The following is a 20,738-nucleotide window of genomic DNA, read 5'->3' on the forward strand; positions in this document are numbered from 1 at the left end:
CTCTTATCCTATCTTGTCTTTTGCAGGGCCACGCGGCCAATCGCCATCGCCGTCGCGGCCTGACAGGGCTCAACCACCGGCACGCCAAGGTGATCTTCCAAATCAGTGCGAAAGGCGGTCATCCCGGCGCAGCCGAGGATCAGCACATCAGCCAGTGCAGTATCCCGCAGACTCGCACCAACGGTCTTGAGCCGCTCGAACGTGCGTATCTGATCGGCAAGGTCCAGCACGCCCAGTTCCAGCGGTTGATCGCCCGCCAGCCGGTCCATCACACCCATCGCGCCGACATAGCGCATGTGTCGCGGGATGCTTTTGGACAGGATCGAGATGATGCCGAACCGCTGGCCCAGCGTCATTGCCGTCAGGATCGATGCCTCTGCGATACCTAACACAGGTTGTGCCGATTGTTCCCGCAGCGCCGCGAGACCAGGATCAGAATAGCAGGCCACGACAAAGGCGCTTGCCCGGTCTTCCAGCTGCGCGCAATGGGTCAGCATCGGGGCGACCACACCGTCCACATGGGCCTGCGTCTCGATGCCTGGCGGCCCCTCGACCAGCGTGTGTGTTTCAATCGGAACCGGGCTGGCCGCACGCATCGGGTCCACAGCGTGATCAATGCCGTCCGTCACATGCTGGCTGCTGTTGGGGTTGAGGACAAATATCGTCATGTGTCGCTTCCTTTGGTGCCCCAGAAATCCGCCGGTAGCGCCAGATCATCCGCGCCGCCGATACGGTCGAGCATAAGCGCCGTCTGCTCCGCCGCATCGCCTAATATCTCGGCCTCGTCCACACGCGTGGCGCTGCTTTGCTCCAGCACCATTTCACCACCCACCATGACGTTGGTCACATCGTTCCCGTTGGCAAAGCACACCAGCCGATGCAACGCCATGTTCGGCGGATAAAGATGCGGGCGGCGCAGATTCATCGTCACGATGTCAGCCCGTTTGCCGATGTCCAGCGATCCGATCTCTTGCGCCAGCCCCAGGGCATGGGCCGCGCCAATCGTGCACATTTCCAACACTTTGCCGATGGGCACCACGCGCGCGTCCCTGTGATGGGTGCGATGATAGTGCATCACCTGCTGCATATGGCGGAACATATCTGCGGAGCGGTCTGGCGCCGTCGCATCCGATCCCAGCGCCACGGTGGCACCCGCCGCGATCATTTCGGTTGCGGGGCAGCGACCCATGATCGATGCGTTAGCCGAGGGGTTGTGGGCAATCTTGGTGTCGGTTTCAGCGACACGCGTGATCTCGTCCTCATGCAGGTCGATGCAGTGCGACAGCAACGTGTCGGGCCCAAGCAAGCCCAGCTTGTCCGCTCGCCGGATGGAGCCGCGCCAGTGACCGTCCTGCGTGAAGATCAGCCCCATTTCGCGGGCGTGCTGCCGGACGATCTGCGCTTGTGTGCAGGCGGTCGCGTAATCACCGGGGGCCATATCCCGCTCATGCTCATCGCGCAGAACCGGGTAAAGCATCGCGATGTTGATGCGCCCGCCATGCGTATCGTGCCATGTGTCTGCGATCTGCGTGCAGGCGTCCATCTGCTGCTCAAAGGTCACGGGATAGACGTGGCGTTGGTGGTTTCGCCACTCGGCATAAGTGCGCGGATGCGGCGCGCGCGTCGGACCCACCGCCACGACACTCCGGGTGCCGACCTCGACCACGCCCTGACAATGGGCAGCGGCATAGTCCGGGTGATCGGTCCGCATGATCGTATCGCCACCCCCCAGCAGGGACACACCGGTCGTGACCCCGAACCGCAAACGCTCCAGTGCGGCAAGTCGGGCTTCGGCGTACCAGAAGTCTGGCGGCGAGGCCTGCGTATAGACCTCTCCGCAAATGTCTTCCCAGCGGTCGCCCGCGTGCATGCCCATCGATTTGATCAACGCGTGACCTGCGTGGGCGTGCACGTCGATCAAACCAGGCAGAATGACGTGATCCGTACAATTAATCGTCTGCTTAGTCTGCACCTGCTCGCGCAGTCTGTCGGTCGTGTCGATGGCAACAATACGTCCGTCATTCACCGCGACGGCACCGTTTTCGATCACCCTGCGCGCGGCGTCCATCGTCACGACCGTACCGCCAAGGATCAATGTATCGGCGTTCATTGTGTCGCCTCGAATGCCGGCAACCGGGCCACGTCGATCACACCATCGGCAGGCATGGCGAAGTCCGGGTGCGATCCGGCAAGGCCGATCACGCGGATCGGATTGTAGAGTGTGAGCCAGGCGGGATCGTCCTGCAACAGGGAATATGCATCCCGCCAGATCGACGCGCGTGCAGCGCGATCCGTGGTCAACCGGCCCCGGTCAATCAATGCTTCGATCCGAGGATTTGCATATCCCTGCCACCACGACCCCGCCACGCGCGAGTCGATCTTTTCGTAAAGCACGCGGTACGTGCTCATCGGGCTGGAATCAAAAACGCACATGTCTTGAACGTCCTTGCGGCGAACCATATGCGCATAGTCTTCGCGTTCGGGGTGGATGTGCACGTTCAGTGTGATGCCCATGTCTGCGAGTTGTGCAGCCAAAGCCGCCGTCAGACGCTCGGCCTCATCCGGCAGGCGCGTGGGGCAATCGACCTCCAGCGTCAGACCCCCTCCATGCCCCGCCTGCGTCAACAACTCCCGCGCCAGATCGCGGTCCATCCGGTCACACCCGCCCTGCCCCGCACCAAAGTGGTTTGGGCTGACAAACCCCCGCAAAGGCTGCGCAGCGCCGTGCATCACTGTCTCGACAAGTGCCTCGCGATCCACCGCAAGGCTGAGCGCGCGACGCACGCGCGGATCGCAGAGCGGGCCTTTGGCTGCGTTCAGTAGGTAGATAATCGCGACCGGTGAAAGGAACGTATGGCGCATGTTGCCAAGGGCGCGTGATGCCTCATAACCCAGTCCATTGGCGATCTGAACATTGCCTTTCTGCAACAGCGTCAAACGATCAGCAGCGTTAGGCACCAGCCGCCATGTGATGTCACGATTGCTCGGAGTGCCTGCGAAATAGTCTTCCAATCGCGTGACGGCAATCTCGTCCGTCGAGATGGAAACAAGACGATAGGGCCCCGTCCCGCATTGTACGGAATAATCCTTGGCATCCAGCGCATCAAAGACAGACGGGGCCACGATAAACCCCTGCTCCAACACATCAAGCAGGTCTGCCATGGGAGCCGCCAAGGTCACGCGCAGCGTCAGGGGGTCAACCACCTCAAGATCGGCACCGCCCAGAAACTGCCGCCAGACAGCAGGTGCGCCCAGAGTGTACCCTCTGTCCTCGCGCGCCATTCGCGCAAGGCTTGCGGCGACCGCGGTTGCATCGCAAGGCGTGCCATCGTGAAAGATCACGTCGGGCTGCAAATGAAACGTCCATGCCACCGCGTCCTGCGACACGTCCCATCGCCGCGCCAGATGCGGGACGAAATCCTGTCCCACGCGGCGGACGAGTGTGTCGTAGATCGCGTGCAGGATGGTCAGTTCGTCGCTGGCATCGGTACAATCGTGGGGATCGTGGATGCCCAACCGGGCCTGTGCAATGGTAATCATGCGGTATCCCTTTCCGGCTCATCTATCAGATGGCAGGCCACCGTTTGCGCAGCACCCGTTTCTTGCAGAACCGGTCGCTCCGTCGCACATCGGTCCCATGCAAACGGGCAGCGCGTACGGAAACAACAGCCCGAAGGCAGGTCCAGCGCCGACGGGACCTCACCGCTCAGTACAATTTCTTCGGTGTCCCGCTTGGCCTTGATGCTGGGCGCTGCTGACAGCAGGGCGCGCGTATAAGGGTGGCGGGGTCGCGCAAACAGGACATCTCGCGGCGCGTTCTCAACCATGAACCCCAGATACATCACCCCGACCTTGTCGGCGATATGATGCACAACAGACAGATCGTGGCTGATAAATAGATAGGCCAGACCAAACTCATCCCGCAGGTCTTTCATCAGGTTGAGGATCTGCGCCTGAATGGACACGTCCAACGCCGAGACAGGTTCGTCCGCGATAATCAGACCCGGCGTGACCGACAGCGCGCGGGCAATGCCGATCCGCTGGCGCTGACCGCCCGAGAATTGGTGCGGATAGCGCCCCGCGTGCTCGGCATTCAGACCGACGCGGGCGAGCAATTGTTCAATCCGCTCCGGCACCCCTGCCCGGTCCCGTGTGGTCTTGGTCTGCTCCAGCAATGGTTCGGCGACTATATCCCGCACGCGCTGGCGCGGGTTGAGCGATGCGTAGGGGTCCTGAAAGATCATCTGCATCTTGGCGCGCACCGGCAGCATTTCGGTAAAGCCGAAGCCTGCCACATCCTGCCCCTCGATGCGCACTTCGCCCGCCGTGGGTTTGTAGATACGTGCGATGGTCTTGGCGACGGTGGACTTGCCGCAGCCGCTCTCGCCGACCAGCGCCATGATCTCTCCGCGCTTGATCTGCAGGCTGACACCGTTCACCGCATGCACAATCGGATTTTCCAGCCGCACGCCTTTGCCGTCCACCTTGAGCCGATCAAGGAAACCGCCACCGATGGAAAAATGCATTTGCAAATCGCGCACGTCGAGCATGGGGGTATCCGTCATGGTCGCTCACCGGCTTTCAAAGGAAAGTGACACGCCGCCAACAACCCATCATGTTGCGGTGTCAGAACGGGTTCATCCTTGGCGCAAAGCGCCTGCGCGCGGGGGCAGCGGTCGCGAAAGTTGCATCCCGTTGGCAGATTGCGGATGTCCGGCACCGAGCCGGGAATCTGACTCAAACGGTCCAGCCTTTCGGTGGTGTCGGGAATGCTGTCGATCAAGCCGCGCGTGTAGGGATGGGCAGGATTTTCGATAAGGTCACGGGTGCGCCCGCGCTCCACCACATTCCCGCAATACAGCACCGTGATATGGTCTGCCATTTCGGACACGACTGCCAGATCGTGCGTGATCAGGATCATCGACGCGCCCTTATCGGCGATCTGCGTACGCATCAGCTTGAGGATCTGGCTCTGGATCGTGACATCAAGCGCCGTGGTAGGTTCATCCGCAATAATCAGCTTTGGACTGGCGAGCATGGCAATCGCAATGACGACGCGCTGACGCATACCGCCGGAAAACTGGTGCGGATAGGCCTTGAGCCGCTCTGCGGCGCGACTGATGCCGACGCTTTCGAGCATGTCCACGCACGCCTTGTGCCGCGCATCCGTGCCCAGATCACTGTGCAGACGCAGCACCTCATCCATCTGTTGGCCAACGGTATGCAGCGGATTGAGCGATGTCATCGGGTCCTGAAACACCATCGAAATCTCGCGCCCGCGCACGGTGCGCAACCGCTCCTCGCCCGCCTCGACCAGGTCCTGCCCTTCCAACAGGATCTTCCCACCCTCGATCTTGCCGGGGCTGTCGATCAGACCAAGGATGGAGAAGCCGACGACCGACTTTCCGCCGCCGCTTTCGCCGACAAGGCCCATTACCTCGCCATAACCAACCTCAAAACTCACCCCGTTGACCGCGCGCACCGTTCCCGCAAACGTGTGGAAATAGGTGCGCAGATCGCGCACATCCAAAAGTGGGGATAGGGCGGCTGCGTCCCTCATTTCAGCCTCGGGTTCAGTTCGTCCCGCAGGAAATCGCCAAAAAGATTGATGCCAAACACCAGCATCATGATGGCGACGCCGGGAAACACCGAGGTCCACCACAACCCACTGAACAGAACGTCAAAACCGTTCTTGATAAGCAAGCCCAAAGACGGCTGCGTGATCGGTACTCCAACACCCAGAAAACTCAGCGAGGCTTCGATCAACACGAAGGTCCCCACCTGAATGGTCGCGATCACGATCAGCGGCGTCAGCACATTGGGCAGCACGTGTTTGCGGATGATCTTGTGGTTAGGCAGCCCGGCAACCCGCGCGGCCTGCACGTATTCCTTTTCAATCTCCGACAAGGTCGAACCGCGCACGGTACGCGCATAAACGACCCAGCCCACCGCCGTCAGCGCGATCAGCACCTTGTCCACGCCGGTCCCCACCGCAGACATCAGAAACAGCGCGATCAGGATGGATGGAAACGACAGTTGGATATCCGCGATCCGCATGATCACACTGTCTGCGATCCCGCCGTAAAAACCCGCGATCAGTCCCAGCAACGTGCCGATCACGCAGGATGCGATCATCGCAACCAGCCCGATAAACACCGAAATCCGCGCGCCATAAAGGATCGACGCCCACACATCTCTTCCCTGCCCGTCCGTGCCCAGCCAATAGCGCGGATCGCCGCCTTCCAGCCAGACGGGCGGCTTGTAGCTGTCCATCAGATCAAGCGACGCAATGTCATAGGGGTTCTGCGCCACCAGAAACGGCCCCGCCAGTACAGCAAAGGCAAACAGCGCCATCAGCGCACTGCCGATGATCGCCGAACTGCTGCGAGTGTAGTTGTGAAAGAACTCGGATTGAAGAAATGTTGTCATTTCCGGCCCTTCATTTCAACGTGATGCGTGGGTCGATCAGCGTGTAGACGATATCGACGAGGAAATTGATCACCACAAAGATCAGTGCCACCAGCATCAGGTAGACGACAATCACGGGTCGGTCGGCGCGGTAGATACTGTCGATCAGCAGCTTGCCCATGCCGGGCCAGGAAAAGATCGTCTCGGTGATGGTGGCAAAGGCAATCAGATCCCCCAGTTGCAGACCAAAGATGGTGACCACCGGGATAAGCGCATTCTTCAGCCCGTGTTTATAGAGTACATCACCCCGCGTAGCCCCCTTGGCGCGGGCAAATTTCATGTAGTCCTGCCGTGCGACCTCCATCATGCCCGCGCGGGTCATGCGCAACAGGATCGCCATCGTGCCTAGCGAAAGGGTGACGGCGGGCAGCACGATATGGTGCCACCCGTCCCAGGTCAGCAGACTGATACGCAAGCCGAGGATCTCTGCGGTATCGCCTCTGCCCGAAGACGGAAAGATGCCCCAATTCACCGCAAAGAGATAGATCAGCACCATCCCCACCCAGAAGCCCGGCAATGAAATGCCCAGCAGCGAGCTTGACATGATGATCCGGCTCAAACGGCCATTGGGGTTGGCCCCCGCGTAAACCCCCAGCGGAATTGCAACGACGACGGCCAGCACCATGGCCACCAGAACCATCTCGACCGTCGCGGGCATGCGTTCAAGGATCAGCGTCATCGCAGGCTGGCGAAACACATAGGAGCGACCGAAATCGCCCTGCAACAGGCTTGTGATGAATTTCCAGTATTGCACCATCAGCGACTGATCGAGACCCAGAAGCCGCCGCGCCTGCGCAATCTCGGCGTCTGTCGCGTCGATGGGCACCACCATGAAAACAGGATCGCCCGTAAAGCTCATCATCAGGAACACGATGACCGACACGACCCACAACACCAGCAGCATCTGGATCAGGCGTTTAAGCAGATATCCTAACATGCCTGGGGATCAGTCTTTCGCGAGTGGCAGAAAAATCCCGGCTGAGCAAGTCAGCCGGGGCAAGCAGTTTACTCGACATCCATGTCGTAGGCCCAGATGAACTTGTCCACACGGGGCTCAAGCGTCACACCCTTGCGCGCGGCATAGATATCTTGCTCGTAGTGGACCGGGATCATCGGCACATCGGCCAACAGGATCTTGGTCGCTTCCTGAAGATATCCGTCACGCTCCTCGATGCTTGGCGTCGCATCGGCCTGATCGACCAGCGCGTCGACATCGGGGTTGGAATAGGATCCGCGGTTCACCTGACCGTAGCCTTCCTTCTTGTCGCGGGTGTAGAACAACGCGCCATACATCGATCCGGCATCGCCCGCAGGCACGTCCCAGCCGCTCATGATAAAGCTGGAGTTCTCTGTCGGGACGCGGATATAGCCCCAGAAATTCGACTTGGGCATGATGTTCAGCTCAAGCGTGACACCGATCTTGGCCAGCATCGATGCCAGTGCCTGCGCGATCTGCGCATCGTTGACATAGCGGTTGTTGGTGGCATCCAGCGTCATGGTGAACCCATCGGGGTGTCCGGCCTCAGCCAGCAATGCTTTGGCCTTCTCGATGTCCAGCGGATACATCTCGCGAAAGTTCATGCCCTCGACATAGCCGATGTGCGAAGACGGAACGTATTGCGTGCTGGGCGTTGCCAGACCGTTCATGACAATCTTGTTGATCGCATCGACGTCAATCGCATGGGCGATCGCCTGACGCACACGAACATCCGTCATCGGATTCTCACCTTCGATGGTCGGCGATTGCGCGCGCGTGTCCATCGCCAGTACCACATTCAGCAGGCTGGGCCGGGTCAGCACGTTGAAGTCGCCCTCGCCTTTCACCCGGTCCACATCGCGCACGGCGAGGTCCTGAATGACGTCGACTTCACCGGTCAGCAGCGCTGCGGTGCGCGTCGCCGGATTCGTGATCGGGCGGAAAGTGACGTTCTTGATCACCGGCGCACCCGCCCAATAGCCGTCAAACGCCGCGAGCGTCAGCTTCTCTTCCTTGATCCACTCGACCAGCTTGTAAGGTCCCGTGCCCATGGGCTTCAGGTCCATCTGTTCGTCACCTGTTTCGGTGGTGTACTCTTCGTCCAGGATCAATAGTTCCGCCAGATCGTTGGGCAGCACGGCGTAGGGTTTCGGCGTCTTGATCTCTACCGTGGTGTCATCAATCGCCGTGATCTCGGCGATGTTCGCCACCAGATCGGGCCGGATCGACTCGCGCGCCTTGTTCACGGTGAAGACGACATCGTCAGCGGTGAAGGCGTTGCCGTTGTGAAACGTCACCCCTTCACGCAACTTGAAACGCCAGGTCACCTCGTCCACATTCTCCCAGCTTTCTGCTAGCCCCGGACCGAACGACAGATCGGCACTGCGTTTCACCAGAGGATCATAGAGGTGGTAGTACATGATGTTGGAAGACAGCTCCTCACCCGCTAGCGGATAAAGGTGGCTGGGATCAGATGTCAGTCCGATGGTCACGGATTTCTCCTGCGCGAAGGCCGCAGTGGCAGACATGATCGCCACGCCAATTGCCCCCGCACGCAGCGCGGATTGAGACGGGTATTTCATTGCAAACTCCCTTGTTGCTTTTCCTGTGATCCGGACGTTTGCCGCCCGTCGTCCAATATGTTTGTGATCAATGCCCCGGCTTCGCGGTCTGCACTTCGATCTGGTAACCTTCGGGGTCGTTCATAACAAAAGCGCGGATACCCAGTTCCACGCTGTCGAACATCTCGCTCAGCCCATCAACCTTATTGGCTTCGGCCCAAGCATACCACGCGTCTACATCCGGCACGCGCAGACAGACCTGAACGGTTTTTTCCTCGCGCCAGTTCTTCATGCCGCGCGTTTCGTCCACCAGACCCACATGCGCCTGGCCGTCGATGCGATAAATTTTCGACCAGCCCTGATCGATTGCAAGTTCAAACCCAAGAACGTCTTCGTAGAACCGCATCGCGGTGGGCAGATCACGGTAATACTGGAACGTGATGACCAGTACGATCCCTCCGTCTGGCCGATGTATGTCCGTCGCACTCATCTTCCCGCCCCAGTCCGCACCGTTCAGTATGCAGATGGTATACACACTGCATGCCAAGTCAACTGACACCTTGAAATTGTCATCGTGATCCGCTTGGACGCAGGTTAAAACGGATGGTAGATATGCGAGATGATGGCATCGCGTACGTTTGCCAGATGCAGTTTCATCGCTGCCCCCGCTGCGTCCGGGGATTGTGCTGTTATCGCGTCGATTATGGCTATGTGTTCATGGCAGCCCGGTATCAGCCGGTCCGGGATTGACCCCTGATCGAACATCCCGGTTTTAACCTTAAGCCCTTCAACCAGTTGGATAAGAAGCTTTGATCCCGCCAACCGCGCAATCTCGAGATGCAGTCGCGAATCCAGCGCGGAATGAACCTGCGCGTCCGGGCGCGGCCCTTCCAGAAACCCGACAAATTCCGCCCGGCAGGTCAGCAAAGCCTCGGTCGGCTTACCCGCAAGTGCCGCTTTTTTAGCCGTTTCACATTCCAGAAGGCTGCGGACGTGCAAAATCTCCATGATGTCGCTCAGCGAGACACTGTTGACGACGGGCGCGCCACTTTCCGATCTGATGGCAAGGCCCTCGCTGATCAACTGCCCAATCGCTTCACGCACCGGCGTGCGCGACACTCCCAGCCTGTCGGCAAACTTTTTCTCGCGCAGCAGCGTGCCCGGCTCAAGCGTTCCGTCGAGGATCATCGCCTTGATCCGCTCGAACGCGGAGTCACCCAGCGTTTGTGAAACTTCGGGCATGTATGTCCTTCTTGATATCGCAGCGTCGCGACAAGCAGATTGCAAATGGTATACACTTGGTATTTCAATATTCAAAACACAGCTTTGGGATCGCTATGAAAAATTCACAAATGGATATAGTAATCCGCGGCGGAACCGCTGTGACGGCCGCCGGAACAATGGTTGCGGATATCGGAATCCGTGACGGCAAGATCGCGGCCATTGCACCCAAACTCGAGGCCATGGGTGCACAAGACATCGACGCCACGGACCATCTGGTGTTGCCAGGCGGCGTCGACACCCATTGCCATATCGAACAAATTTCGGGTGCGGGTCTAATGAATGCCGACACGTTTGAAACAGCTACCCGATCCGCTGCATTCGGCGGCACCACGACTGTCGTTTCCTTCGCCGCCCAGCATCCGGGCCAGCGCATCCGCGAGGTGGTTGAGGATTATGCTGTCCTCGCTCGCAAAGGCGCCCTGATTGACCACGCTTTCCACATGATCGTGGCGGATACCGGCGACGGTAATCTGACAGATGACATTCCTGCGATGATCGCGCAGGGGCATCGGTCAATCAAGATTTTCACCACCTATGACAAAGTCCGGCAAGACGACAAATCCATCCTCGATCTGCTGGATGTGGCCAAAAGCGATGGCGCATTGGTCTGCTTCCACGCAGAAAACGATGGGCTGATCCGCAACATGACGGAAAAACTGCTGGCCGCCGGGCATACCGCACCGAAACATCACGCCACGTCTCACCCGCGCGAGGCAGAAGTGGAGGCAATCGACCGCGTGTGCCGGTTTGCCGCCTTTGCCGACACGCAGATCATGATCTTTCACGTCTCGACCCGCGAAGGCGTCGAGATCATCCGCAACGCACGCGCACGCGGCGTTCAAGTGCAGGCGGAAACCTGTCCTCACTACCTTTTCATGACGGTCGACATTCTAGAGCGTGAACACCCTGCACGGTTCATGTGCTCCCCCCCGCAACGCACGGTCGATGACCAGGAGGCGTTGTGGGATGCGATTGCAGATGGAACAATCCAGTGCGTCACCTCGGATCACGCGCCCTATCGGATGGACGACAGCGGCAAATTCGCCAACGGCAGGGGCGCCCCCTTCAACAAGATCGCCAACGGCATGCCCGGCTTAGAAACCCGCCTGCCACTGATGTTTAACGCAATGGTAAGCTGCGGGCGCGGGGGAGTAGACGCTTTCGTGCAACTGACCTCAAAAACTCCAGCAGAGATCTTCGGACTAAGGAACAAGGGGCAGATTGCCGAAGGCTTCGATGCGGACATAACGGTTTGGGACCCAAACGCGACCTACAAATACGGAGCAAATGACCTGAAAGATAACGTCGGGTACAATCCCTATGAGGGAACCACAGTAAAAGGTCTGCCCACAGCTGTGTTGTCGCGCGGCCGACTTCTCGTGCAGAACCGTAGGCTGACGGAGTTGTCTGGTGGAGGTCGGTGGCAATGCATGCACTAGCCATGGAGTATTAATGTGAAAGCCGACCCTGTTGACGGTTTGGACGAAGCCGTTTGGGTCGCAATTGTGCGATTCATACTCTGATCTGATGATCGAGGCTGGAGATAAGAAATAGTTAGTTGGCCGGCAGGTTCAAAAGACAGTTTGCCATCGCTACTTGCAGGGTGCGTCCGATTTCTTCGACTTGAGAAACCACGACGGGAATGGGCAAATCATGGTGGTTATGCAGCCAATTTGCCTACGCCTAGCCTCCCGTCAAGAACAGCGGCTCGTGTTACCGCAACTCGATGTGCGCCCTGCGGTGACCATCTCATTCGGCGGCGCTTTCCCATGCGGGTGTTGCCAGTATCATCGACGCAGCCTTCTGCCCGGGACGATGAAACAGCGAGGCCGTTTCGGTATCGACGGCCATAATCGGAAGCGCTTCGAAGTTGTTGGAAAGGTAGGAATAGAGATCCCGACAGCGGGCTTTCACGCGTCTGGCCGCTTCCCTTGATTCTCGGGTTTCGGCACGCAATCGATTTGGAGAACTTTTAAGATTGTCGCGGCGGTCATTACTCTCCCGTGCCAAAGGTGCCAACGCAGTGTTTTGGCAGCGCGTTCAAATAGTAGTCGTAACCCTGAAAAGCCCTTCGATTGAAGAAGTCCTTGCACCGCATTTTCGATGTGTTTGACCCGCATCTAAATGTGCCATCAGTCCAGTATGTGAGTGACGGGACCTCGAACTGCACGCCGCACTAGATTTGGCAAGGCTGGCTCGCCGTCTGAAATCACGGTAACCATGCTTTGGCCATCCCAACCTTGTGCAATTAGGTCATTTCGGAGCTGTCTGGCAGGGGAGGCGGCGGCTTGTTGCACGAGGCCGAAACGTCGGCTCATGTTGGGGCTTTCAACCTTGCCGACTACAACATAGAGGTGCCATTTCTGGTATTCAGGCCGACATCGTATGTGCGCACCATCCAAGAAAACGGTCAGTGGGGATAATGTCGCGTCTGTATCCGGGTCTGCTTGGCTTGCGTCATCGTGGCTGAGTTCCTCGGCGATGCGCCCCAAGCGATTTCGAACGGTCGTGTTCGACTGTGCAGAACAGGGCAAGAATATTTCGATCAGCCGGGCGGCTTCTCGAAACGAGTGCCGCGACCACAATTCAGTCTGCAGGTGCTGAAGTTCTGGCGTCGCACGGTAATGGAAAGTCTTGAAATTGGTGACTGCAGCCCAGGGCTTGCGATCCCTGACGATTGGCAAGAGCAGTTTCGAATCCTCGGCGACTTCACTTTAATCTGACCGTAGAGCGTATCCAAAATGCGGCACCGATCGTCATGGATCGAACGTCTTTTTCCGCAGTCGTCGCATTTCCGGCGAGCTTCGAAAGCTTCATCGATCTAATCTCGCAGAATCGTTTCCTGTAGCCGCCTAAGCAACTGCTTTGCCTCGTCGAGGAGCAAGCCAAGGCTCTCGGGTCCCAACTCGTCAGGCGCACGTCGGAGCCGGCCGATATTGAACCTACGCGTTTTGCCATCGTCAAATGTTGTCTCAACAATAATTCTTACATCCATGGTAGGTCCCACCTTGTTCTGAAACACTTACCCTACCACCTCGACCACCAGGTTTTGCCCACTTCCCCGTTCTTTCAGACCGGCCCGCCCGTGAACAAATACTCCAAAAAAGTCCATCAAACTTGGCAGGGATTAGTGTCATCACCCCATAGCGCCTGCGTCTGCCTGCTAAGTTGTTCGTAGCTTCAAGGATTTGCAGCGTTGCTGATTCAGGCATTCGGTTGGGGATAGATGACCACTGCGAAATCCAGTGGTGAATGCCCACCAACAATTTAGACAGACTGGCGATGAGGAGTGATCATACCCTTCATCCGGTATGGTTTCCGGCCCGTCTTTTCAAAGGACGACACGATGAAACCAACTATGAAAACACTGCTTGGCACGGTGGCGTTCAGCGCCTTCGCCGCTGGCTGCGCGTTCGCACAGACAACATAAGCAGAACGATCACGCCCGCCAGAGTGCCGAAACTTTCATTGTAAGAGCCAAAGTTACTGACGTAAAAGGCGAACCCTGCGGACGCCACAATCCAGACGAGGCAACCCATGATCGCACCCACTGAAGCCCACTTCCATTCAGGAGCGTCACGACCAGTCAAATAACCGTTCGAGAACCGAATGCAGACCTTGGATTTGGGGCCCAGGTGGCGGGTCAGCGGGACTAAGTGTGCTTTCGCTGCGACTGCGCCAACGTCAGCTTTTAAGAAGAGGCGGTGCCAAAAACGGTCCTTTCTGCCGGTGACAGAAACGGTTGAGTTTTGGCATATCTGCCGTCGTGCAGCTTTGATCTGACGGTTCTGTCAGCACCCCGACCTAGCCTTAGTGTTGTTCGGAAAGGCTGCTTCCCAAGCATATGAGACGCTGCATCAGTCTCAGCGCGGCCGCTTTCATGGCTACGCCGTCGTAGACCTATTTCTCCACACTAGCTCCATTCGATCTTGAGCCTTTCCGCCCGATGATCTTTGTTTGGCAAGCCTCAAGATTGATCACAGCACCCTCCCGCCACGGATGCCCCTCTGGAAGCGATTGAAGTACGCGCACGGCTTCTTGGTAGAGCGGCTCGGCCTCCTCATAGCGCCCCTGGTCATCGAGGTTTGAGGCCACGTTGCTGTAGCTCACGCCCGTGTAGGGATGGTCATCGCCGAGTGCGGCACGCCTGATCTCCAGGCCCTTTCGGAAGAGCGGCTCGGCCTCCTCGTAGCGCCTCCGGGCGTTGAGGTTGGAGGCCACGTTGTTGTAGCTTGTGCCGGTGTCGGGGTGGTCCTCGCCGAGCGCGGCACGCCTGATCTCCAGGCCCTTTTGGTAGAGCGGCTCGGCCTCCTCATAGCGCCCCTGGTCATCAAGGTTTGAGGCCACGTTGTTGTAGCTCGCGCCCGTGTCGGGGTGATCCTCCCCGAGCGCGGCACGCGCATGTTCGAAAGCCTCACGCCAAATATGTTCGAGGAACCGGGAGCGTTGCGCCTCCTCTAATTTCTTTCCGGTCTCCTCGAGCCATTCAACGTAGCCATCGATACCCTTCTGCCGCCGCAACCTTGCTGCTTCGGCGAAGCAGGCAACTGTTTTGTCCGTGACGTCGGCCGCGCGCCCAGGGAGGGCGCGCTCTGCGTAGTGGTCGAGAAGCGCCTCGCGACTCTCCATGACGAATTCGTCACCCGTCGACTGGACAATCGCATCAGCAATGGCCCTGTGCGGGGCGGCCCATCCGTCTTCGTCGATGCTCATGATGGACAGATCGGTCACCTGCTCGAAGGCGGAGAAGGCGAGGGGGATGTTGTACATCGTGACGACGTGCGCGAAGGCGGGCCGATCGAACCTCTGCGCGACCGACAGGCGCGACACGACCTCCTGTATCGGCGCGTCGTAATCACGGAGTAGTCTCTGCACAAGCTGCAGGCGGCGCGGCTCGAAGCCCGTTGCCTCGACATGAAAGTCTTTTGGCACCGCGGCATCGCCGAGATTGCGCCAGTGCTCGACCTGAAGATCGAGCATGAGAGGGTAGATCGGGTCGCCGGCGTTCTGCGTTTCGCGAGCGCCCTCGATGATCGCGGCCCTGATCGTCTCACCTTCAATGGGTACCTTGCGGAGCCAGGCGTCGGCATCACCGTCCGCTAATCCACCGAGGAGATGCTGGTTACCGACGAGATCGTCGCGCCAATCCGCATCCTCTTCCCATGGCAGTCTCTCTCGAGAGAAGAAGGTCGCCAGCAATCCGTTGGTTTCGGCGACGAGTGTCCGCATGGAGGCATCAAACGGGTTCTCGCGCCACCGCGCGCCGGTTCCGGCCCCCTCCATGACGCTTTCGTACTCGTCCACGAAAAGCACGAACCGCTCGTCGGGATAGTCCGCGATATGCCGGTTGAGGTCTTGGGCCAGCATCCACGGCATCAACGCGGACATCTCGTAGTTGGCGATCATCTGACCGTCGCGATAGAGCGCCTGAAGCTGCGCGTGCGTTTGTTTGATCCATGCGGCCTTGCCCCGGTCGATCGCCCAGCCGGACCCGCGCTTGAGAAGGTAACCCAGGACCGGCACCGTCCCAGCGGTCTCTTCAATGAACTCCCGCGTCAGGGTGATGACTTCCGGCAGGGCATCGGTTACCGCCTCTCCTGTGCGATGCAGCCATGGGCTTTCGAAGGTCGGCATCGGCTCCTCACCGCGCGTCTTCTCCCACATGACCGCAAAGGCGAGGTCGAACGCGCGAAACGCGACCCCAGACCGGGCGAAAGCATTACGCACCCAGACCATAAGACGATCGGGATCTGTCTTCGGTCGGCCGTGAAGATCGAGCATCGCGCGGCGCAAATGCGCGAAGCTAGGATCTGCCTCCTTGGACGACATCCGGAAGAGTTCGCGCGCAAGCGCCGTCTTCCCCTGCCCGCCAACCCCGTACCAGGTCCGAATGATGGCGCTATCCTCAGGGATCGCGAAGACGGCGCGCTCAAATGTTCTTTTGGGCTCCTCCCGATCGACGAAAATCGTGCTCGCTGAGGTGCTCATGATGCGGCGGCGTGGTGGCACGGAGCCCTCCGAAATGGTCGATAGTGGCACTCTCTCACAAGATTCCACTTTACGGAAGGCGGGTCGCGTCGACGAAAATTCGGATTGAGTTGGATCGAGTAAGCTGTGCTTACCTCCCTTGGCACAAACCCTCTGTCAGAACCGATGCGTCAGAAACGGTCGTTTCTGCCGATGACAAAAACGTATGAGTTTGGCACTTTGGCATCACTAGCAGCTTCAATCCACGACTCTGTAGGCGACGCCCCCGAACTCACTTCGCCGAGTGTGGACAGCAACCACAGCGTTTGTTTCGAGGTCTATAATCGGACTTCCAGAGGTTCCCGCGCCGGTGTCACACAGGTGATAGAAAAGGTCGTTCTCCCACTTGAGAACTTTGCAGTCAGGCGCACCCCAAACAGCCCTTTGTTCACTACCAAATCGGAAGTAGATTACACCTAATCTAGCTCCTTCTGCGCCAGTGCTCGGGTCAGTAGCGAGAGGCTGAAACGCATCTCCGACGGGCTGCTCAAGAGTTAGAACGGCATACCCACCTCTGCCATCGCCCCGGTAGATTGTTGCAGGTGTATTTGACACTTCATAAGTCTCAAATTCGCCGCCTGAGATGGTGGCGTCAAAACCATCAGGAAAGAGCTCGAACCGCATGCGTTGGTACTCTTGGTCAACGCAATGCCGTGCGGTTGCTATCTGGTCCTTTGAAACAAGAAATGCAGTACACATACTGACGGCTTGGTTTGCATTCATGATTTTGAGACGACCTACGGATCGAGCGAGCTGACGGGCCGGATGGTCGATATCAAAACCTGATACGAGACCAGAATCATCGAAGCCGACGATTCCTCCCAAATTCTGGGGTGATGGAGTTAATTGAGGAATGATCGTTGCATCTGGCCGTTCTATTTGCTGCTCTGCCATCTCTCTTAGTTCGTCTTCGTTCAGTGTGCTGAGAACTCCGGCTCGAACAAGAAAAAGCAATACTGCAGCTCGTTCAGCATTGGACTTTTCTGCGTTCGTTAGCTCTGAACGGACGATTTCATATTGGAACTCGCGTTCTTTGGCTTCAGCTTCCAGCCTGGCGAGATTTTCACTCGCTGCGAGCTCTAGCTCCTGTTTTAGACGAGCTTCGCTTTGCTCTAACTCGGTTCGCACTTGTTCCAAGGTAATTGTGTTAACTGTTTCGTCTTTGGCGGTAAGGCGTTCAAATACAAAAGTCGCTGTCAGGGTTAAGAGGCCCGCTATCGCTGCGACTACCGGGGTATTCCAAAGAAACTTGGTTCGTTCTGCCGCGAGCCGTTTTGCTTCAAGTGCCCTTTGGGCTTCTCGGTCGCCCGCTCCAACTATCTGCTCGGCGATCTTCGCACGGATGCTCTCAGGAATATCTGCGTTGGACAGAATGCCAATATCATCTGGGTTCAATGTATCTCCCCCGCACTGAAAAGCAGTGACTACTTCGCTAACCTACGGTGTACGCGGTCGAAGAACAACTTTCGGGAGAAGGTGACAAAAACCGAAGGTCAAAACTCCCCAGCCAAAAACGGTCGTTATCGCCCATGTCATAAACGTATGAGTTTTGGCACATACCGCGGTGCGGGGAAGGTCCGGAGAGAGGCCGCTTTGCCGGGTTCTATACAATAAAGACTGAACATGAGCAAACCACATCGTGAGCGTAGGCTAGCTTCTGTAAAAGTTTACGATTAGCCTTCGAAGCTACTAAAATCTTATGTGAATGATAGACTTATGTCTTACATAAAGCGCTTTCTTGACTACTGGGCACACAAGACGACACAACTTATGCTCATCATTTCAGTGGTGGTAGCGTCCGCAGGACTGGGTTCTGTTCTTGCCCAAAGAGAGGCTCAGAACAAGTATCAAGCTTTCTTAAGCATATGCGATGGAACGGCTGATCCCCCTTCGTGTAAGTGTTCTGCTTATGCTAGTTATGAAGCGTCGAAACCTAACGGGATTGAGAATTTCTTTAATGTTCCAGCTTTTGAGTACGTGTTTGATATCAATCTATCCGAAAGTAGCGGTAAAGGAATTGAAGTTGTACGGCACTTACGAACTTGTAAGGCGCTCGGCTTGTTCGACGATCGATTCTTTGTGATCGTGGGTCGAAACTAATACACGCAACCCTAGCGGCATTCGTGAAACAACTGAATTTGGTGAATTCAAAGCGGACTTTCGTAACACGTGGTTGAACGTCTGCTTCTTCCTGCAATCCGGACATAAACCCTCTGACACAACCTATGTGTCAAAAACGGTCGTTTTTGTCACTTTGGCCGACGGAGCTAGAACCGTTGAAAAATCTCGTGTCACAAACCCTTGGCAAAACTACGTTTGCTTTTGGCACGTTTTTGGCCAACGATCCAGGACCGGACCTTCGCCATCCTGCGGCAACTTGGGAAGTATGGGCTCTCTGCGGGCATCTGACGGTTCTTGACGGTTGACGGGTGCCAGCCCTTAGCAGCCATTCGTTCTTGACCCGATACCAGATGTGGCCGTTAACCGAATTCCCATAGCTTTTGAAGAATGTCTCTGACCACGGCTTGCGAGATATCTAGCGTCGGAAGTGCCAATAGGAAAATTCCGGCGACGCCCAAGCTTAGTGATACGAAGCGCGCCAAACGGAATGTATGCATCTCACCGGTCCACCATTCTCGCGAAAGGTAACTGATGTAGTCGCCATGCTTGTTGAACATGAAAGTTCGCACATCGAGCCGGTAACCTGAAACCAGCGGCTTCTTGTTCCTGAACTTGTCGTGCACTTTCCAGAACAAACGCAATCTCGGCTTCCAATGATCGGAAAACACTTGTTCTTCCATGCTGGCAAGCTCATGGACGCTATAGCGTTCACCGACACTAGCGGCAAACTCCATGTCTCCCTTGGCCAGGTCCAAAACCCAAGGACGAAAAATCCTGAAAATTAAATTGGATATCAGCAATAGTAGGCTACCGAAGAAAACTAGTCTCATCTTGTCTAAGCCGCTCAAGTAAAAAGGTGTTTTCGCATTCGGTTCGACACCAGCAATCATCCGAAATGAAGCTATTTCCGCAATTTGGTCGTTAAATAGGATGATGTAACCAATGATTGGCACCAATGCGACGACCCGCGTCAAGTCATTGTTGGCAACTCTTTCGACAGACTGCCATTGGGTGAACTTCCAATCCGAGTAAAACTTCATTGAATTGCGCTACTCCTATCAGAGCGTGGTCCATCAAGCACACTAGAGGCCGTTCCCCTATTCGTTCTGAGAACGGTACTTCATTGAAAACTTGACGGAAAGCTGCTGGAGCTGTCTATTTGAGACATTGTATGCAATTTCAAGTTGTAGGCATGTAGATGACTGAGAAGCTGCCAGTTTACCTGGCTCAAGGCGAAGCCGCGCGTTTGTTCCCCGTTCTCTCAACCACATCAAAGGAAGGTCGCACAACGTCCATTGTGCTGGCCTGCATGGTTCAGATTAAAGAGTTGGGAGCCGCGTTGCTCCAATCAGTAGGCCAGAAGCGCGGGAAACGGGCACAGTTACATGCGTTCACTGAGGTTGTGTTCAAGAACCAATCCAAGACAATCAAGGATCGGCCCGACGGCTTGATTGTCCTGAAGGTCGGCTCCCGCGAGTGGAAGGCTCTTGTGGAAACCAAAGTTGGGAACAACACCCTCGATGCTGAGCAAATTGAAAGATGCCGTGCTCTTGCCAAAGAGAACGGCGTCGATTGCGTCATCACGATATCCAATCAATTCGCGACTAAGCCGACCGCGCATCCTGTTGAGGAAGTCAGGAAGAGCAGATCCAAGATTCCCGTTTATCACTGGTCCTGGATGCATGTGGTCACGACTGCGGAGTGGCTGATCAGCAATGAGCAGGTCGAGGATAGCGGTTAGGTCGTAGACATGTGGGTTGAAGTTCGCTTTGCCGATTTGGTCTTGTTGCTTTGGGTACCGGAGATACTGGGCATCTGTGAGTGACTTCATATCGCGCAGCGCAGTGTCCTTGCAGCGGTGAGTGTCTCGGGTCAGTTCGAAGAGGAAGGCGCTCGATTGCGGTCCATGCCGGTCAATGTGCGCCATCCATTGCAGCTCTCGGTCCCTTGGGCAACTCCCGCATCACATGCTTGCCACGCTGTTTCAGGGTCCGCACCGACAAAATGCGTTCTTCGAGCTGGATGGCATCGCCGCGTAGTATCCGGGCCTCGGATAGCCGGACACCGGTATAGGCCAGGGTGAGAGCAAATGATCGCTGCCGGATCGGTGCCTTAAGCGCTGCGTCGATGAAGCGCGCCAACTCACTCGCATTGAGATAAATGCCGTTCGTTGCGCTGATTGTACAGGCGCATTTCGTTGATGGGTTGATTTGCCATAGGAACGAGGGACGCCCAACCCTCAACAATTTCGTTGCTACACTATTGGCAATTCTGGTTCAGTCAGTGCTTTATCGTTGAAA

At 57.1% G+C, this 20,738-nt stretch carries 17 protein-coding genes and 1 pseudogene; 2 read left to right on the top strand and 16 right to left on the bottom strand.

Annotated elements, in window-relative coordinates; all coding sequences use genetic code 11:
* Positions 1–8: 8 nt before the first annotated feature.
* The 10 genes from Q1A52_RS00625 to Q1A52_RS00670 form a co-directional block, all read right to left on the bottom strand.
* Complete coding sequence (locus Q1A52_RS00625) at positions 9–668, bottom strand: aspartate/glutamate racemase family protein (protein WP_300009554.1); 660 nt, start codon at positions 666–668, stop codon at positions 9–11.
* Complete coding sequence (locus tag Q1A52_RS00630) at positions 665–2,110, bottom strand: amidohydrolase family protein (RefSeq protein ID WP_300009557.1); 1,446 nt, start codon at positions 2,108–2,110, stop codon at positions 665–667. The genes Q1A52_RS00625 and Q1A52_RS00630 overlap by 4 nt, the downstream gene beginning before the upstream one ends.
* Positions 2,107–3,540: an ABC transporter substrate-binding protein gene (locus Q1A52_RS00635; protein ID WP_300009559.1), complete on the bottom strand. Its 1,434-nt coding sequence runs from the start codon at positions 3,538–3,540 to the stop codon at positions 2,107–2,109. The genes Q1A52_RS00630 and Q1A52_RS00635 overlap by 4 nt, the downstream gene beginning before the upstream one ends.
* Positions 3,537–4,565: an ABC transporter ATP-binding protein gene (locus tag Q1A52_RS00640; protein ID WP_300009562.1), complete on the bottom strand. Its 1,029-nt coding sequence runs from the start codon at positions 4,563–4,565 to the stop codon at positions 3,537–3,539. The genes Q1A52_RS00635 and Q1A52_RS00640 overlap by 4 nt, the downstream gene beginning before the upstream one ends.
* Positions 4,562–5,560, bottom strand: coding sequence for an ABC transporter ATP-binding protein (locus Q1A52_RS00645; RefSeq protein ID WP_300009565.1), 999 nt, complete (start codon positions 5,558–5,560; stop codon positions 4,562–4,564). The genes Q1A52_RS00640 and Q1A52_RS00645 overlap by 4 nt, the downstream gene beginning before the upstream one ends.
* Positions 5,557–6,429: an ABC transporter permease gene (locus Q1A52_RS00650; RefSeq protein ID WP_300009568.1), complete on the bottom strand. Its 873-nt coding sequence runs from the start codon at positions 6,427–6,429 to the stop codon at positions 5,557–5,559. The genes Q1A52_RS00645 and Q1A52_RS00650 overlap by 4 nt, the downstream gene beginning before the upstream one ends.
* Before the next feature lie 10 nt (positions 6,430–6,439).
* Positions 6,440–7,405, bottom strand: a complete 966-nt coding sequence (locus tag Q1A52_RS00655) for an ABC transporter permease (protein WP_300009571.1) — start codon at positions 7,403–7,405, stop codon at positions 6,440–6,442.
* Positions 7,406–7,473: 68 nt separating this feature from the next.
* Complete coding sequence (locus tag Q1A52_RS00660) at positions 7,474–9,027, bottom strand: ABC transporter substrate-binding protein (RefSeq protein WP_300009574.1); 1,554 nt, start codon at positions 9,025–9,027, stop codon at positions 7,474–7,476.
* A 67-nt stretch (positions 9,028–9,094) separates the two neighbouring features.
* Positions 9,095–9,496, bottom strand: a complete 402-nt coding sequence (locus Q1A52_RS00665; protein WP_300009577.1) for a VOC family protein — start codon at positions 9,494–9,496, stop codon at positions 9,095–9,097.
* Positions 9,497–9,600: 104 nt separating this feature from the next.
* A complete protein-coding gene (locus Q1A52_RS00670) occupies positions 9,601–10,248 on the bottom strand; it encodes a GntR family transcriptional regulator (RefSeq protein WP_300009580.1) in 648 nt (215 codons plus the stop codon).
* Between the two features lie 95 nt (positions 10,249–10,343).
* Between Q1A52_RS00670 and hydA the strand changes: the two genes are divergently transcribed.
* Positions 10,344–11,729, top strand: a complete 1,386-nt coding sequence (hydA, locus tag Q1A52_RS00675) for a dihydropyrimidinase (protein ID WP_300009583.1) — start codon at positions 10,344–10,346, stop codon at positions 11,727–11,729.
* A gap of 221 nt (positions 11,730–11,950) precedes the next feature.
* On the opposite strand, the pseudogene Q1A52_RS00680 reads toward hydA, so the two are convergent.
* The 5 genes and pseudogenes from Q1A52_RS00680 to Q1A52_RS00700 form a co-directional block, all read right to left on the bottom strand.
* Positions 11,951–13,285, bottom strand: a pseudogene (locus Q1A52_RS00680) (ISKra4 family transposase).
* 391 nt (positions 13,286–13,676) lie between these two features.
* Positions 13,677–13,880, bottom strand: a complete 204-nt coding sequence (locus tag Q1A52_RS00685) for a YhjD/YihY/BrkB family envelope integrity protein (RefSeq protein ID WP_367277969.1) — start codon at positions 13,878–13,880, stop codon at positions 13,677–13,679.
* A gap of 310 nt (positions 13,881–14,190) precedes the next feature.
* Positions 14,191–16,278 carry a tetratricopeptide repeat protein gene (locus tag Q1A52_RS00690; RefSeq protein ID WP_300009586.1) on the bottom strand — a complete coding sequence of 696 codons (2,088 nt, stop codon included), beginning with the start codon at positions 16,276–16,278 and terminating at the stop codon, positions 14,191–14,193.
* 237 nt (positions 16,279–16,515) lie between these two features.
* Positions 16,516–17,712: a trypsin-like peptidase domain-containing protein gene (locus Q1A52_RS00695; protein WP_300009589.1), complete on the bottom strand. Its 1,197-nt coding sequence runs from the start codon at positions 17,710–17,712 to the stop codon at positions 16,516–16,518.
* 1,085 nt (positions 17,713–18,797) lie between these two features.
* Positions 18,798–19,478 (bottom strand): hypothetical protein, encoded by a 681-nt coding sequence (locus Q1A52_RS00700; RefSeq protein ID WP_300009592.1) that lies wholly within the window; start codon positions 19,476–19,478, stop codon positions 18,798–18,800.
* A 158-nt stretch (positions 19,479–19,636) separates the two neighbouring features.
* Here Q1A52_RS00700 and Q1A52_RS00705 point away from each other — a divergent pair, with 158 nt between their 5' ends.
* Positions 19,637–20,179: a hypothetical protein gene (locus tag Q1A52_RS00705; protein ID WP_300009595.1), complete on the top strand. Its 543-nt coding sequence runs from the start codon at positions 19,637–19,639 to the stop codon at positions 20,177–20,179.
* A gap of 172 nt (positions 20,180–20,351) precedes the next feature.
* Here Q1A52_RS00705 and Q1A52_RS00710 read toward each other — a convergent pair whose 3' ends face one another.
* Positions 20,352–20,684, bottom strand: a complete 333-nt coding sequence (locus tag Q1A52_RS00710; protein ID WP_367277971.1) for a tyrosine-type recombinase/integrase — start codon at positions 20,682–20,684, stop codon at positions 20,352–20,354.
* Positions 20,685–20,738: the final 54 nt, after the last annotated feature.

This window comes from uncultured Roseobacter sp. (assembly GCF_947488185.1).
Lineage (GTDB): Bacteria > Pseudomonadota > Alphaproteobacteria > Rhodobacterales > Rhodobacteraceae > Roseobacter.